The following is a 15,243-nucleotide window of genomic DNA, read 5'->3' as shown; positions in this document are numbered from 1 at the left end:
CAAGAATGAAGCTGAAAAGCGATATAACGACCATCTCAGAGACACAATTCAGTGCAGGGGTTGAACGGGGTAAATCCCTTGGACTTGCTGAAGGTAAATCGCTCGGTCTTGCTGAAGGTAAATCGCTCGGTCTTGCTGAAGGCTCACGGCAAAAAGCCTTCGAAACAGCGCGTAACTTACTTGTGATAGGTTTATCTATTGACAATATCGCAAAAGCAACCGGTTTGACCGTACAGGAAGTAGAAACACTGAATTAATGATTCGTGCGAAGGGTTAATCCTCACATGCAGCGCCGAGGTATGTTGATTATAAAAAGTTTCTAGCTTTTTATAATGCGGAATCCCTAGAGTTATTATGAGAACGAATATTGTTCCTTAATAATCATTGATACACCTCATACAAATATTTTAGACTATGAATTAATCTATAATAATTTTGTATAGAAAATAGATTTCCATTAATGCACAATGATAGGGATTTTGACCCATATAGAAGAAATTTTAGGACTAATTGTTAAAAAAACTGATTTGCAATCCGTCTTAACAAATGTGCTAAATCATTTCCTTACAGAACAAGCCGATAGGTTTGATGTTTTTAGAGGTTCGCTATCATCATATAAAAAATATCATGGAAAAAAGATATGGATATTGAAACACTTGAGTTCCGTGCTGCCTGTTTGCAAGCTGCGCGGAATTTTTTTATTACACATCACTACTTAGAGTTGGACACACCGGCTCTTGCTCCGGCTTTGATTCCCGAAAGCTGTCTTGAGGTGTTCCGTACGGAATACCTCAAACCCTTTAAAACCGGTGCAGATGCTGCCGTTCCGCTGTTTTTGGTACCATCGCCGGAAATTTTTATAAAGCCGATTATTGCTGCACATGGCAGATCTGTATTTCAGCTGTCAAAGTGTTACCGTAACTGTGAATCCGTAGGACATATCCATAGCCCGGAATTTACCATGCTTGAATACTATACAATGCATGCAGATTATAAGACTTCTATTGCTGTTACCGAATCCTTTTTGCAGGAAATGGTGCGGGCGGTACGGAATCTGCCGCTCGCAGATACTGAACTCGGTACCATCCTTTCCAAACCGTTTTTACAACTTACTATGGACGAAGCTTTCCTGAAGTATGCCGGTTTTTCCCTCGCAGAAGCTGAAACAGCTCAGGAATTGGCTGTTCATGCAGAACAGCAGGGGCTTGGCACTCGCGATCAGTATGAAGCCTGGGCATGGGATGATCTTTATGAGCTGCTTTTAGTGCATTGTGTTGAACCCAATCTTCCTCCTGACATGCCGACTGCATTGCTGGATTATCCTGCACGGGTACCCTGCCTCGCCGGTGAGCGTACAGAAAACCGTACAACCACAGATGGGCACCCTATTGTATGGAGTACTAAGGAGCGGTGGGAGGTCTATGTGCGCGGAGTAGAACTGGCAAATTGTTATACCGAAGCGCGCAACGCCGATGAAATCAACCGGTATTTTGCGGAAGAAGCCGCCGCTAAAAAACAGCTTGCCCGGGTACCCCACCCTATTCCTCAAAACTTTGGCGAAATATGTGCAAGAATGCCCCCTTGTTCGGGTGTTGCAATGGGATTTGACCGCCTTATTATGCTACTCTGCGGGAGAAAAACGCTGATATGCTAAGAGGCATCGCTGTAGGCTGCAATAGACATCTACAAATACCTTTAAGAACACCATACCCAATACTTTCTGCATTGAGGCATGGTGTGTATGCTATTCCTGCTGATATAACCCTCTGCAACAAATAGAATGTAATTTTAATGCAGAATCCCTGAGTGATTTATCTTACCGGTGCTGTTTAGCAGTTACCGCTTTTTGATATACTTCAAGGTATTTCTTTGCAGAAGTATCCCAGGTAAAATCTTGCGACATTGCTTTCTTTTGCATTTTTTCGATATGTTCATGGCGCTTAAACCAGGTGTTTACCGCCCAATCAACTGTATTATAGATACTATCAGGGCTGAGAAGATCGAGGACAAAACCGGTACCATTGCCTGTTTGTTCATCGTAGTTTTGCACGGTGTCCGCTAAACCGCCAGTATTGCGTACGATGGGCAAGGTTCCGTATAAAAGTGAATACATTTGGTTCAGTCCGCATGGTTCATAGCGGGACGGCATTAAAAAGAAGTCACTTCCTGCCTCGATTAAGTGGCTTAAATTTTCATCATAACCGATATAAACTCGGAGATTAGGCAGCCGCTGTGAAAGGGCGCGTAATTCATCTTCACACCATCGGTCGCCGGATCCGAGCACAATCATTTGTAACTGAAGATTAGTGCAAAGCTTAAATGCGGCTCCATACGCAGGACCGAATAATTCAGCGATGCCTTTCTGATCGGTTAGGCGCGAGATCATACTGAATACCGGTATATTTTCATTTTGAGGCAGCCCCATCTTTTGCTGCAAGGCTTTTTTGTTTTCTGCTTTTTTACGCAGCGATCTCGAAGTATAGTTTTCCGGAATATGTTTATCGGTTTTAGGATTCCATACATTCGTATCAACGCCATTCAAAATACCGGTTAAAGCGTCTTTCCGGTAGCAGAGAATACCATGCATTCTAAAGCCGTATTCGATACGCTGAATTTCTTCGGCATAGGTCGGAGAAACGGTGGTGAGCTGATCAGCCGATAAAAGCCCTGCCTTTAAGAAGTTAATCCTATCCCAATCTTCAAATCCCGCATTATAAAAATACTTCCAATCAAGTCCTGTATCAGGATAATGACTTTTTCCGTAAATACCCTGATATCCGATATTATGGATTGTAAATACGCTCGCCGTATCTGCAAAATCCGGATATTGCTCGTTAAATTTAAGCAATACGGAAACAAGCGCTGTTTGCCAGTCATGCGAGTGCATCACATCGGGTATCCATTGCTGTTTTCTGCACACTTGAAATGCGGCGTGACATAAAATTGAGAAACGCTTGGGGTTGTCGCTAAAATCCGGCTCAAACATAGAACCATAGAGTCCATCCCGCCCAAAACTTTCTTCATGGTCGATAAAATAAACAGGAATATCCGAGTTAGGCAGCGCCGATTCAAAAACCTCCGTCCAATACTCCTGATTGCCTATTGTCACCCCCATTGCTCCGGGAATGGGAATTAAATCTTTTCTATCAATTTTATAATACCGCGGCATAACGATTCTGACATCATGACCGAGCTTCTGTAATGCATACGATAGAGCGGAAACTACATCCGCTAAGCCGCCCGTCTTTGCAAAAGGCACGGCTTCGCTCGCTATCATCAATATTCGCATTGTACAATCCTCCTTACTTGTAATTATAACACGGTATATTAAATTGTAAAAGGGCATTTACGGCAAACACATCGCGTGCTCTTCATCATCTTGAAACAGCCATACCAAGGCTTCATCAATAACTTTTGTTAATACCAGAATGTGAATAGTTTGCTTTTCCTTACTGGTATATTGTTTCCAATACTGCAATGAATGATGCTTGAGCTTTTCCTTTTCCTGTTCAATATGCTTGCAGGCTTCTTCTTTTGCTATGCTTAGATAATGACATAGCCCCGATGCAAGCAAATAGCTGCTGATAAGGCAGATAAGCGGTTCTTTTTTTGTTTTCATTAAAAGTGAAAATTTTGCTGCCGATTCGGGGTATTGTTTGAGCATCTGCAAAGAAAATGCGTTATAAAAATATATCCAGGGTGAAATATTCGGAAAAATAGAAAGCCGTGAGGTAAAATTGTTCAGTTCCTGATAGTCGCCTTCGATCAGTTTTGCAGCAGCAAAGCGAGTAGCAAACTTTCTGATGTACCGGGGTTTTTGTTCTTCTAGGAGATATTCCAGCCGTTTGAGTAGTTCAAAGTCGCCAAGCAAGATGCTAATTTCACAGAGTATTCTCACCTTTTTACGGGTAACATGCTTTTTTTCAAAAATTTCTGCTTCCAAATAGGCAGAAAGTGCTGTCCAGTCCTCTGCTTCCAGAGCTGTGATGAGTTTCCAGTTGTTAATAAAGAAAATATTGATTACTGTCAGAAAACAAAAAAAGAAGAGAATAAAAAGCCAATAGTTTTTCAAAAAACTGCCGATAAATTCAGTACCGGCTGTAAAAAAAGAAAAGGAAAACACGGTAAAGAAAATGGTTAAGAGAACGGCATTAAATATAATAATGAGCACTTTTAATTTCATGGAAAATCTCCTATAATCACTATTATATCGTTTACCTCATAAAATAAAAAGGTGAGCGGCATCGTTTTCGGGTTACCGCGGTATCACAGGAGCGTACGTAGGTGAATACATTAAAACTTTTAGAACTGAAATCTCCTCTTTATTTTACAGAAGATGTATATATCGATAAAAAGTTTCTGCTATTTACAGCAGAAAGCTGTTTTACAGAAGATATGAAGCGCCTTTTGTGTGATTGGCAGTTTACACTTTTGTATACAAAGGGTGAGGCTGTAGAAGAATTAGCTGCTAAAGAGGAAGCCGAACCGCAAGAGGACATTGCGGATAATAGAGTCAAAGAGAACCGCTCTGCAGAACAAAAGATGTCCGGAGAACAGGTAGAAAAAACGTATCGAGCATTTTTTAACTTTACTGCTGAAGTATATGCTACCTATCGGAATAGCCAAAGCCTTGATACGGAAAAAGTTCTGAGCAAAATGAAGGAACTGCATGCATTTGTACAGAATAACCGGCAGGCAATACTCATTCTTCAATCATTGATGCACTATGATGCAGACAATTTTTTGGTTACGCACTCGCTGCGGTCAGCAGTTTTTGCTATTGTGCTTGGAATTGAACTTAAGTTACAAAGTCATCAGCTCGTTGAATTGGCTGTTGCAGCCCTCATGCATGAAATTGGACTGATCCATATCTCAGAAGATATTTACTCACGCGCAACCGAACTTTCTGATGAGGAGAAGAAGTATTTGCATGTTCATCCGGTACTTTCATGCAAAATTCTCAAAAAAGCAAAATTCCCGCTTCCGATCTGTTTAGGTACGCTTGATCATCATGAGCGGGAAAACGGTACCGGCTATCCGCAAAAATTAACCGGAGAAAAGATTTCTCTCTATGGAAAAATCCTTGCCGTTGTTTGCTCCTATGAGGCAATGACCGGTCAGCGGAAGTATAAAAAGGCGGACGAACCCGCAGCCGGTTTACTGAATATATTACGGAAAGAACCTTCGCAGTATGATGAAGAAGTACTGCGCGCCCTTTTAAATTCCCTTTCTTTTTTCCCGATAGGCAGTTTTGTATATCTTTCAAATAATCTTGTCGGGCAGGTGATCGACACAAATTCCGATGATCCCCGTTTCCCCATCGTACGGATTATTGATAGGTCTGCAAAAGAGTTGTTTTCGGAGGCTATTAGAACCGGGATGGATGGCATCCGGATTATGCGCCCTGCTCGGAAAGAAGAGTGGATTGCTGCTCTAGGAAAAGGAAAAAAAGACTAAAGGTTCCTCTCATGAGAGATGATAAGGATGTTACCGATGAAATATTCATTTTCGCTTGCTGTTTTTCTGTTGTGTTTTACCGCCGTATGTACTGCATATCCTTCGGGAATGGAGTCACAGACTGTACAAAATTGGGAAACAGCCCAAGTCGATTCGAAAATCACTGTAGATTTACACAAAAGCGGCTTATATTTGCCCACCGACCGGACTGCTGCTATACGGCTTATTCAGCAAAACCGATTCTCCCTTTTAAAAAATGCGTATCTATCCGTTTTAGTGGATTCATCGCATCGGGTTGGCTCTTATCTTGCTGAAGAAAAAATATCGCTGAATGATGTTAATAATGTCATTAATACCGGTAAGAGTACACCTCCTGTATTGTCTCAAGAGCTGCAAACAGCCATTGTATACCATCAAAATTCCCTGCAAGAGTTGGCTAATCTGTTTGTCAAACATAATGCTCCGTATACACCCTCCTTCTTTCCCTTTGGAACAGCGAGTAAAGTATATACGGGTATTTTGATTGATGCACGAGGTCAGCTGCCGGTGCACGGCGAATACTCGAGCGAACAGCTCAATCCTTGTCTGTTTCCAAAAATCTGGAATAAGAATATGAATCTTATCTACGAGAAAAATATTATGGATCCTCAGCAGGCAAAGAAGCAGGGAATTGTATTCTATACGAGTACACTCGATGAAAGCCGGTACCGTGACCGTATCGGCACTGAACCGTTGCGGATTATTGCACGGGGGGTTTTTGGAGATAACAGGACGGATCCTATTATCAGTAATGATGATGCAGAACGTATTCTTGCTAAAAAAGAAAATATGGAACTTTTACGCCAAGGAAAAGTTGTTGTTATCTGTGACAAAGGTAGTCTGCAAGTTTCGCCCATATATCCGTTTATGGATGAACAGTTTTACTTTACATACCGTGATATAGAAAAGCTTTTTTTAGACCATGAACCTGAAAAAATTGCTGTAAAAGCTCCCGGAAATGTGATTAAAATTACGATGTATGATATACGGTTTGTTGCGGATTCACCTGCAATTCTACCGGATGAAACAGTCCGGCTTGACTTGATTGCTGAAGCTTTGAAACGGGTCGGTCCAAATACGCACTTTTTAATTGAGGGGCATACGGCAGACCTCAACCGCCCTGAATCGGAAAAGATACTTTCTCTACAGCGGGCTGATAAGATCGCAGAAGAGTTGGCAAAACGCGGTATCGAGGCACACCGGATGAAAACAGCCGGTTATGGAGCAACCCGTCCTATCGCACCCAGCGATACTGCTGAAAATAAGGCAAAAAACCGCCGGGTAGAAATTACTATTCTGAAAGATTAGGGTATTATCTGCAGGAAAAGCCTTGTTTTTAACTAATTAATAAACCTGTTCGGAAACTTCCGTTTCTGAACAGGTTACCTTGAAATGCGATGTTCTAAATCGTGCTATTTGCGCGATTTAAAACTCGTCGACCTATTCGAAAACGCAGTTATCGAATAGGTCTAATATCCGTGCATATCACTACGAATATATTCACTTCTATTCTATGAGGAGATTATGGTATGAAAGTAAAAAAAATACTGTTGCTTGCACTTTGCGCTGTGCTTTCTGTTTCTTGTATGACCGTTCCAAAAGAGGCAGATATTCAGGAAGATGCAACTGCAGCTGATTTAACACAAAAGGCGCAAGAATCCTTTGATAGCGGAAATTACCGTGCAGCGGAGTTTTACTACCGCTTGATTTTAAAGCGGTTTGCTGCTGATGAAAGCGCTTGTACTGCTGCCGACTATGAAATTGCCCATATTTATATTAAGCGGAAAAAGTGGCGGGATGCGTATACCATACTTGAAACGGTGTTAAGCAAATATGAAGGACAAACGGGTATGTATTTACCGCCGGACTACTATAAACTCGCAAAGATTGATTATGCCCGTGCGGCTGAAAAATTAGGGCTGAAAACCGGCAAATAACATCATATCCATGCGAAACTTATCGCTCAATACCGCCATCAAACAATGAACAAAATGATGTCCATTGTTTGATAGATGCGCAATGCTAGCAGCCAAAGTTATACCCCCCTCAAAATGCAACAGTTGAGAGAATGTCAATTCTCGAAGACTGTTGCATTGGTGCGCGGAACGCGCATACGTCAATAAGTGATGTTTGCGATGAGCAAACTCATCGGTTAACGAGGCTGCGCAATGTTAGCAGCCGAAGTTATACCTCCCTTTAAAACTGCGCATTAATGTTAGTTTATCGGTATACTCAAGGTCGCCTCCGACGGGAAGCCCGGAGGCAAGGCGTGTTACTTCTACCGGTAAATCCTGCAGTACCTTTTGAATATAGAGCGCCGTAGTATCTCCCTCGATAGTAGGATTTGTTGCAAGAATAACCTCTTTAACGGCTGCAGTACGTACCCGCTGTACGAGGCTTGCAATACGGAGCTGCTCCGGTCCTACACCTTCCAGCGGGGCAATAACGCCGCCGAGGACATGAAAGAGCCCGCGGAACTCTCCTACATTGAGGAGGGTATAGACATCCTGCGGCTGCTCTACCACGCAGATACACGAAGCATCACGGCTGGGATCACCGCAAATACTGCATGTACCGCTATCCGTAAAAGCGCCGCATACGGGACAGGGACGGATACGCTCATGCAGATTAAGCAGGCTTTCTGCCAAGCGTCGGGCATATTGCTGATCCTGTTTTAAAATGTGATACGCAAGGCGGGCAGCGCTTTTTTTTCCAATTCCCGGCAGTCGTGAGAAATTGTCAATTAAGTCTTCAAGTGCATCCATTAAAGCTGCAGTCCTCCGGTGAGAGAGGCAAGCGGTCCGAGCTTTTCTTTTAATGTATCTTTAATTTTTTCAACGGCATCGGTATGAGCTGATCTAATAAGGTCTTGCAGCATAGGAATATCACGGTTATCAACGACGATAGGGTCTAATTCAAGTTTAACCATTTCGAAGGTTCCACTCAATGTTACCTTTACTAAACCGCCTCCGGAAACTCCTTGTACCCGCAGTACAGCAAGTTCTTCCTGCATTTTCCCAAATTGAGCTTGCAGCTCTTTTGCATTTTTCATCAATTCAAACGGATTTATATTCATTCTTCACCCTCCTCCGCTTCTTCTTCAATATTTTTCTTTTGTATATCAATAATAGTCCCCTTAAAATTTCTCAGTACCATCTCTACCCGTGCAGGTACCGAAATTTTAGGCGCGGCTTTTTTTTCTATCAGTTCGATAGCAATTTCCAGAGTCTGTCCATAAAGAGCGGCGGCTTTTTGCGAAAGGAATTTCTTTTCGCGCTGCAGCTGCTGTGCCTCATACGGTGTATATACCGAGATGCACAAACGATCATCTTGTTTGTGCCAGTCAGCAGTTTTGCTCAGTACAGTTGCCAGCATCGCATGTTCTATCTGCAGCTGCTGAATAAGCACTTCTTTCAGTTCTTGGATGGTTTCCACCTGCGGTGTCTGCGGCACTTTTACAGGCTGTACTTCGCTGGTTGTACGTATCGGCGTTGCCGGCTTTTGTTCTTGCGCTGTAGTGGAAGGGAAGCCGGCGGTCTTCGCTGCAAAAACACCGCCGGTTTTAGGAAAAGGGGGCGCAGCTTCTCCTGTAGGAATAGTTTGCACACTTTTACTGCGTGAAATCGTGGAAGCATTGCCACCTGTGTTTTGATAACCGGTATCTGCATTGAACTGCCGGGCTGCATTCACGTTTTTTTGAGCTTGTAGGGGCATCCCTGACGCAGGATATGTACGCTGCCCTACCGGTGCCGGTATGCTGGCTCCGCCTGTGAGCATCGCTTGAGCTGCATCAAAGGCTTCTTTGAGTTCCCGTGGAGAAACATAGTCAGAGAGCCATGCAAGGCGGGAAATAGCTAATTCCAATTCATATCGCGGGTTAAGCGAAAACTTCATATCTTTAAAGAGCTGGAGAAATAGATAGAGCGCACGCTCAATCTGCTGTGCCTGCCAGTTTTGCAGTATCTCTTGCGGGAAACGTTCAACGCTCTGCCCAATCAGCGCTTCCTTTGTAATGCCATGCTGTATAAACAGGAGGCTGCGGAGATAATTCGTGCAGTCAACGGTAAATTGCTCTGTTGATACTCCATTTTGCAGAATCGTATCGAGTGTGAGCAGTGCCGCTGCCGCATCTTTTTTGACACAGGCAGTGAGTAATGCGGCAATAGAATCCGAACCTGTGAGTCCGAGCGTTTTTTGTATCTTGTCGAAGGTTATATGACCGTCTGAAAAGGCTGCAACTTGATCAAAAAGTGTGTAGCAGTCACGAACGCTGCCAGTTGCCTCCCGTGCAATCCAATAGAGGGCTTCATCATCTGCTTCAATATGCAGTTCCGCAGCTGCATCAGCGAGGGCTTGTTTTAAGACTTCTACATCAACAAGCTTAAAATGAAAGTGCTGGCAGCGGCTTTTGATTGTTGCTGGCACCTTATGCAGTTCTGTAGTAGCAAAAATAAAGATAACATACGGGGGAGGCTCTTCAATAGTTTTTAGCAAGGCATTGAAGGCACTGGTGGAAAGCATGTGTACTTCGTCGATAATGTAAATCTTATATCGGCTGATATTGGGCGGAAAAAGAATTTCATCCTTTATTTGCCGTACATCATTGACACTGGTATTGGATGCACCGTCTATTTCAATGACATCGATACTCGACCCCATTGTAATTTCACGGCATGATGTACAGGTTCCGCACGGAGTTGCAACGGTTCCTTTTTCACAATTCAGAGCTTTAGCTAAAATACGGGCTGAACTGGTTTTGCCGCATCCGCGCGGTCCAGAAAAAAGATACGCATGAGCGATTTTTCCCGCTTCGATGGATTTTTGCAGCGTTGCTGCCACAAAATCCTGTCCTAATAAATCTTCAAATCGCTGAGGTCTGCGCCGCGTTGCAGTTACTTGGTACTCCATCCGGAAATAGTAGCATAAAATATCCTATATGGGAAGATATATTGTAACCGCAGCGGCAGCCTCTTTTATTCAGCCTCTTTCCAGTAGCTCATTCTGAACATACCGCATTGCTCAAAGCCGAGTTTTGTATAGAGTGCGAGTGCGGCGGCGTTCTCTGTCTTGACAAAGAGGGCAAAGCCGTGGGCTTCCGCACTATGGGTATTGATCAGATGAGCAACCGCTGCTGCCGCAAGTCCCTTATTGCGATATTCCGGCAGGGTATAGATGCCGCCGATCTGAAACCAATGCAGTCCTTGCGCATTGGTTCCCGCCTTAGCAAGAATACGCCCCTGAGATGAAACCGTATAGAGGTATTCGCTGCGGAGCCGGGAACGCAGGATGAGTCGGGAAACAGCAGGTTCTATTGACCGCCCGCCGTATGCGACTTCTGAATTGTCATAATCCAACTGGAGCGGAAGCAGTGCATCAATGTCCGCTTCCTGCGCCCGTTCAATCGAAAGCGGCGCTCCCAGTTTCCGTTCTGCTGCTTTACAAAAAGCCTCGCTGCACATTCCGGTATGGCGCATGAGGTAATAATCAACAGCGGCATCCAGCGCTGCTCCTGCGGCTTCCGCAGTTCCCACACGGTTTGCGTTCGCAGCTTGTGTTATGAGCTGTTCCAACACGAGTGTATAGGCTCTGCTGCCGATAACTGCGTGCAAACTCCGATACGCGAACCCTGCTCCTAAAAAAAAGCTGCCGAAGTCTTCACGTATATGCTGCGGAACATCCATACCGATGCAGTGGAGCAGGGCTCCGTTCGTGCTGAAAAGGAGAACTCCGCAGCAGGTCTTCTCCTGACGGTACTGATCCGGGCAAGCATACAGGAGCGCTGCCTTTTTATACCCCGCGGTGTATGCCGGGTACAGACAAAGCCGCACCTGCTGTGCCAAATTGACACAGCAGTATTCGTGCTGCTGCACGAATGCAGCCGCATCATAGATATTCGCTGGGGTACACAGCTCAAAGAGATAGTACATAACGCTGAAATGCTGCGGCGGCTGCGGCTTTGTCTTTCCGTCCGATGCTGCGCCCGCTGCCGAGCAGCTCCGCTGCCAACACATCATCCGCACGCAGGGAACCGAAGCCTGTCAGGAGGCGGTAGGGGCATATGCGGCAATAGAACGGGAGACCGGGCGCAGCTGCTGCGGGATTTGCCTCCGCTGCCGGATTCGTATCTGCTGCGGAATTCGTATTTGCTGCCGGATTCGGCTTGGCTGCCGCGTCAAGTTCCATCTGTGTATTTTGGGTGGAAACCGCATCGGTATACTGTTCTGCAGTGCCGCCGGATTCAGAGCCGGCAGTGGTACTTAATACGGCATCGGAAGTTGTAGTGTCCGTACCGACAGGATTGTACGCGGCGGAGTTTATAGCTCCGTCATCCGCATCGGTATACACAGTTTGCATACGCTCTTCGGGAATGGCAGGCAGGGGTTCTTCAGCGGAGAGGTTAAAAAACACCCCGGTAAAGGCTCCTTGATGCGCAGCACAGAAGTGTTCGGCAAGTGCTGTATAGATTCCTTCCGTATACAAAAAAAGCCGTTTGTTGCTTCCATAGCGGTTCAGGATTGTTTCGATACTATCTGAAAAAGCCGAACTGATGTGCGGCTCTGCTTCTTTGGCAAGATAGCGTGCGTCTTTTTTACCGATGATGCGGAACAGCCGGACGTATAAGTCCATACGGGATATGATGCGGTGAGGGGTTGTGTATAATTCCGCTACCGTATAGCCCTGATCTGCCAGCAGAGCGGCAATAGTTCCCGGATAACCGGAATCCGGATAGCTTTCCGTTACAATCACCAGCGCTTTTTTATCGGCGCCGCCTTGCCGTTCTATCAACCGCCCTTCAAAGAATTGCCGCTTTTGCTGCAGCCGCTGAGGTGTGTCTGTTGTTAAATCAATAGACCGTACCACGAGCTGATGCTCTGTTTTTGTGTGCGCTTCGGGGGCAAATCTGAATGCCGCATATACCATTCCGCAAAAAAGCAGCAGCAGCACGATACGGAATATAATAGAAGCAATTCCATAAAAATCATTAAGGACCCCTTGAAAAAATGCAATGAGCCGGATGATTTCAGACAAACAGACAATCACAACAAATAAAAACAAAAGCGCCGAAAAAAGCACAATATCCTGTCCAATAATGGTACAGATACAGACAAAAAGACTGATAAAGGGTAAGATAGGAATTGCTGTGCCTTTTTGTAAGTTTTTTGAAAAAGGACGCAGCAGCACCGGGAGTAAAATGAGCAGCACTAACAGCTGGCTCAATAAGAGATCAGTCATATTTCTCCTCAACTCAATGAAAATATGGGTACCTCTCAAGGCTGATGAGGTTCCTCAAAATGCATAAAAGGAGTTTTGAAACCATTGAATACGTCATCAACATCTAGCGCCGTTCCGCAGGTTTTTGCACAGGAACTTGCTCTTTCAGATATTCAATTTGATATACCGGAATCAAAAATCGCAGTATTAAAAGCAAAAGCGCCGAATAAACCGATCGTCGGACAGCTCCGTGCGGTTTCTGCGCTTGAACTCGGCTTAGGTATTCGGGACGAGGGCTATAACATTTTTATTATGGGAGCACCCGGAACAGGCCGCCGGACAGTTCTTTCTTCGCTGCTCAAGGACTATAAACCAAATACCGCTGACTTGCAAGATATTGGGTATGTGTATAACTACCGCCGTCCTTCCGAGCCTATTGCCTTGTTTTTTCCTGCGGGAGCGGGCAAAAAATTTCAGCATACGGTAAAACATACCATCGACTCGATTTATAAACAGGCTGTAGAGCTGGAAAAATCGGAGAGCTTTTTATCTGCAAAAAAGAAAGTGCTGGCAGCCGTCGATAGCGAAGAAAATTCCTTGCTTGCAGAGTTTGAAGTAAAAATGCTTGAGCAGGGATTTAAGCTGTTACAGATTAAAGAGGATGCAAATCAGTCCATCGACTTAGTGCCGATCATTAAGGGAAAAGAAATGCCGTTTGGGGAGTTGCAGGCCCTCGTGTCTCGGAAGAAATTTTCGGAAAAAGCGTTGAATAGCTTGCGGGAAGTATATTATGCTTCGCTTGATGAACTCAGTGATCTTTTTGCTATGTTGAAGCGGAAACGGGCAGAGTCTGAAGAAAAGCTCAAACAGCTGTATCTTGATTTATTAAAACCGATTATTGCAGCTGAGTTTGAAGCTCCCCGTGCGATTGTCGGCACCTATCCTGCAGAAACGGAAACCCAGCAAAAAAATAACGAAAAGATTATGGCGTTTTTAAAGAAAACCGAATCTGATCTTATTGCCCGTGCAGTAAGCTATGCGGTTCCTTTTAAGTCTCCGCGGCATAAGAAGGTATTTTTCGGGCGTTATGCAATCAATCTTATCTGTGAAAATACCGATGATACCCCCTACGTTATCAATGAAAACCAGCCGAACTTTGCTAATCTATTCGGCACGGTTGAAGGGCACGGAGATGATGATGACGGGTTGATAAACGGGCATCTCCATCTGCGCGGAGGTGCAGTACACCGTGCATTAGGCGGTTTTTTAGTACTGCGGCTCAAGGATTTACTGGAGGAAGAAGACTCGTGGGTGTACCTCAAACGAGTGCTGCAGTCAGGGCAAATTACCATACAGATGCCTCCCGCCGGTACGCATAGCCCGGCTCTTTTAAAACCGGAGCCTATTCCGGCGCGGTTTAAAGTGATTATCATCGGCGGGGAATATTCCTACGAGATTCTCTATCAAGAGGATCCTGATTTTTACAAGCTCTTTAAGGTTTGCGCCGAGTTTGATTCGGTTATGCCGTTGACGGATGAGAACCTGGCAGCGGTGCTTTCACTGATTGAAACCTTTGTGAAAAACCGGCATTCGCTGCCGTTCAGCGATTCAGGGTATGCTAAACTGCTTGCATATACGGTTGAGCTTTCGGAGAGCAGGCATTTAATCTCCGCTCAATTTACGAAGATTGCGGATTTTGTTGCAGAGGCAAATTACACAGCAAAAGCTGCCGGCTCTGACTGCATTACCGATGCGGTTATCGCAAAAACCATCGAGCGAAGGCACTATCTTTCTGCACTGCCGGAAGAAAAGTTTGCGGAGATGGTGCAGCTCAAGGAGATTTTAATTGATGCTTCCGGCACCGCAGTCGGAAAGGTAAACGGGCTTGCGGTTGAAGAGCGAGGCTTTCATACCTTCGGGATTCCGGTCAGTGTTACCGCTCAAGCCTCACCGGGTACTGCGGGGATTATCAATATTGAACGAGAAGCAGGACTTTCCGGAGAGATTTATGATAAGGCACACCTCATTATCAGCTCGCTCTTGAGGCAAAAATATGCACTAACTTTCCCGCTTTCCATTTCTGCTGCTATCTGTTTTGAACAGTCCTATGGGATGATCGACGGAGATTCTGCATCCTGTGCTGAATTTTTTGCCCTGCTTTCTGCAATCGGGAAGATACCGCTTAGGCAGGACATTGCGGTAACCGGCAGCTTAAATCAGCTGGGGATGGTGCAGCCGGTAGGCGGTATTTCGGAAAAAATTACCGGTTTTTTCGACACCTGTACAATACTCGGTCTCACCGGTACTCAAGGAGTGCTCATTCCAAAGCAGAATAAAAACAATCTTTTTTTACCGGAACGGGTGATCAAGGCAATCGCTGAAAAGCAGTTTAGAATATGGGCTGTTGGACATATTGATGAAGGAATCGAGCTATTAAGCGGGCTTGAGACGGCTACGGTTACAGCTGCGGTGTCTGCTGCATTGCGGGACTTTGCTGAAAAAGTAAAAGAATTCCGGAAGTAGAGGAATCGCAAG

The 15,243-nt window shown here is 44.9% G+C and carries 12 protein-coding genes and 1 pseudogene; 6 read left to right on the top strand and 7 right to left on the bottom strand.

The features are described from left to right. Both ACTTJ8_RS02100 and ACTTJ8_RS02095 read left to right on the top strand, forming a co-directional pair. Positions 1-257, top strand: a pseudogene (locus ACTTJ8_RS02100) (Rpn family recombination-promoting nuclease/putative transposase); the annotation flags it as partial. 383 nt (positions 258-640) lie between these two features. Beyond that, positions 641-1,654: an EF-P lysine aminoacylase GenX gene (locus tag ACTTJ8_RS02095; RefSeq protein WP_442715485.1), complete on the top strand. Its 1,014-nt coding sequence runs from the start codon at positions 641-643 to the stop codon at positions 1,652-1,654. 162 nt (positions 1,655-1,816) lie between these two features. Here ACTTJ8_RS02095 and glgA read toward each other — a convergent pair whose 3' ends face one another. After that, positions 1,817-3,289 carry a glycogen synthase GlgA gene (gene glgA / locus ACTTJ8_RS02090; protein WP_442715486.1) on the bottom strand — a complete coding sequence of 491 codons (1,473 nt, stop codon included), beginning with the start codon at positions 3,287-3,289 and terminating at the stop codon, positions 1,817-1,819. A gap of 57 nt (positions 3,290-3,346) precedes the next feature. Continuing rightward, the gene (locus tag ACTTJ8_RS02085) at positions 3,347-4,183 is read right to left on the bottom strand and encodes a hypothetical protein (protein WP_442720186.1); all 837 of its coding nucleotides are present in this window, start codon (positions 4,181-4,183) and stop codon (positions 3,347-3,349) included. A 101-nt stretch (positions 4,184-4,284) separates the two neighbouring features. Between ACTTJ8_RS02085 and ACTTJ8_RS02080 the strand changes: the two genes are divergently transcribed. From ACTTJ8_RS02080 to ACTTJ8_RS02070, 3 genes are all read left to right on the top strand, one after another. Further along, positions 4,285-5,457 (top strand): HD-GYP domain-containing protein, encoded by a 1,173-nt coding sequence (locus ACTTJ8_RS02080; protein WP_442720185.1) that lies wholly within the window; start codon positions 4,285-4,287, stop codon positions 5,455-5,457. Between the two features lie 36 nt (positions 5,458-5,493). Continuing rightward, positions 5,494-6,804: an OmpA family protein gene (locus tag ACTTJ8_RS02075; protein ID WP_442720184.1), complete on the top strand. Its 1,311-nt coding sequence runs from the start codon at positions 5,494-5,496 to the stop codon at positions 6,802-6,804. 221 nt (positions 6,805-7,025) lie between these two features. Continuing rightward, positions 7,026-7,433, top strand: coding sequence for an outer membrane protein assembly factor BamD (locus tag ACTTJ8_RS02070; RefSeq protein WP_442719903.1), 408 nt, complete (start codon positions 7,026-7,028; stop codon positions 7,431-7,433). Positions 7,434-7,667: 234 nt separating this feature from the next. On the opposite strand, the gene recR is transcribed toward ACTTJ8_RS02070, so the two are convergent. The 5 genes from recR to ACTTJ8_RS02045 all read right to left on the bottom strand — a co-directional run bounded on the left by recR (position 7,668) and on the right by ACTTJ8_RS02045 (position 12,729). Beyond that, complete coding sequence (gene recR / locus ACTTJ8_RS02065) at positions 7,668-8,261, bottom strand: recombination mediator RecR (protein ID WP_442719904.1); 594 nt, start codon at positions 8,259-8,261, stop codon at positions 7,668-7,670. Beyond that, positions 8,261-8,572, bottom strand: a complete 312-nt coding sequence (locus ACTTJ8_RS02060) for a YbaB/EbfC family nucleoid-associated protein (RefSeq protein ID WP_442715492.1) — start codon at positions 8,570-8,572, stop codon at positions 8,261-8,263. The genes recR and ACTTJ8_RS02060 overlap by 1 nt, the downstream gene beginning before the upstream one ends. After that, positions 8,569-10,404: a DNA polymerase III subunit gamma/tau gene (gene dnaX, locus ACTTJ8_RS02055; RefSeq protein WP_442720183.1), complete on the bottom strand. Its 1,836-nt coding sequence runs from the start codon at positions 10,402-10,404 to the stop codon at positions 8,569-8,571. The genes ACTTJ8_RS02060 and dnaX overlap by 4 nt, the downstream gene beginning before the upstream one ends. Positions 10,405-10,469: 65 nt before the next feature. Then, on the bottom strand, positions 10,470-11,423 hold the full coding sequence (locus ACTTJ8_RS02050) for a GNAT family N-acetyltransferase (RefSeq protein ID WP_442720182.1): 954 nt from the start codon (positions 11,421-11,423) through the stop codon (positions 10,470-10,472). After that, complete coding sequence (locus ACTTJ8_RS02045) at positions 11,407-12,729, bottom strand: hypothetical protein (protein ID WP_442720181.1); 1,323 nt, start codon at positions 12,727-12,729, stop codon at positions 11,407-11,409. The genes ACTTJ8_RS02050 and ACTTJ8_RS02045 overlap by 17 nt, the downstream gene beginning before the upstream one ends. 84 nt (positions 12,730-12,813) lie before the next feature. On the opposite strand from ACTTJ8_RS02045, the gene ACTTJ8_RS02040 reads away from it, so the two are divergent. Then, positions 12,814-15,231, top strand: a complete 2,418-nt coding sequence (locus tag ACTTJ8_RS02040) for a Lon protease family protein (RefSeq protein ID WP_442715496.1) — start codon at positions 12,814-12,816, stop codon at positions 15,229-15,231. Positions 15,232-15,243 lie beyond the last annotated feature (12 nt).

Origin of the sequence: Treponema sp., from assembly GCF_052169735.1 — a bacterium.
In the GTDB taxonomy this organism is placed as follows: Bacteria; Spirochaetota; Spirochaetia; order Treponematales; family Treponemataceae; genus Treponema.
The sequence above is the reverse complement of the archived record's forward strand: the minus strand, read 5'-3'. Positions and strand labels throughout refer to the sequence as shown.

Excerpts from the sequence above, each read along its gene's own strand:
- ACTTJ8_RS02095 (WP_442715485.1), top strand. The coding sequence starts at position 641 with ATGGATATTGAAACACTTGAGTTCCGTGCTGCCTGTTTGCAAGCTGCG.
- glgA (WP_442715486.1), bottom strand. The coding sequence starts at position 3,289 with ATGCGAATATTGATGATAGCGAGCGAAGCCGTGCCTTTTGCAAAGACG.
- ACTTJ8_RS02085 (WP_442720186.1), bottom strand. The coding sequence starts at position 4,183 with ATGAAATTAAAAGTGCTCATTATTATATTTAATGCCGTTCTCTTAACC.
- ACTTJ8_RS02075 (WP_442720184.1), top strand. The coding sequence starts at position 5,494 with ATGAAATATTCATTTTCGCTTGCTGTTTTTCTGTTGTGTTTTACCGCC.
- ACTTJ8_RS02070 (WP_442719903.1), top strand. The coding sequence starts at position 7,026 with ATGAAAGTAAAAAAAATACTGTTGCTTGCACTTTGCGCTGTGCTTTCT.
- recR (WP_442719904.1), bottom strand. The coding sequence starts at position 8,261 with ATGGATGCACTTGAAGACTTAATTGACAATTTCTCACGACTGCCGGGA.
- ACTTJ8_RS02060 (WP_442715492.1), bottom strand. The coding sequence starts at position 8,572 with ATGAATATAAATCCGTTTGAATTGATGAAAAATGCAAAAGAGCTGCAA.
- dnaX (WP_442720183.1), bottom strand. The coding sequence starts at position 10,404 with ATGGAGTACCAAGTAACTGCAACGCGGCGCAGACCTCAGCGATTTGAA.
- ACTTJ8_RS02050 (WP_442720182.1), bottom strand. The coding sequence starts at position 11,423 with ATGTACTATCTCTTTGAGCTGTGTACCCCAGCGAATATCTATGATGCG.
- ACTTJ8_RS02045 (WP_442720181.1), bottom strand. The coding sequence starts at position 12,729 with ATGACTGATCTCTTATTGAGCCAGCTGTTAGTGCTGCTCATTTTACTC.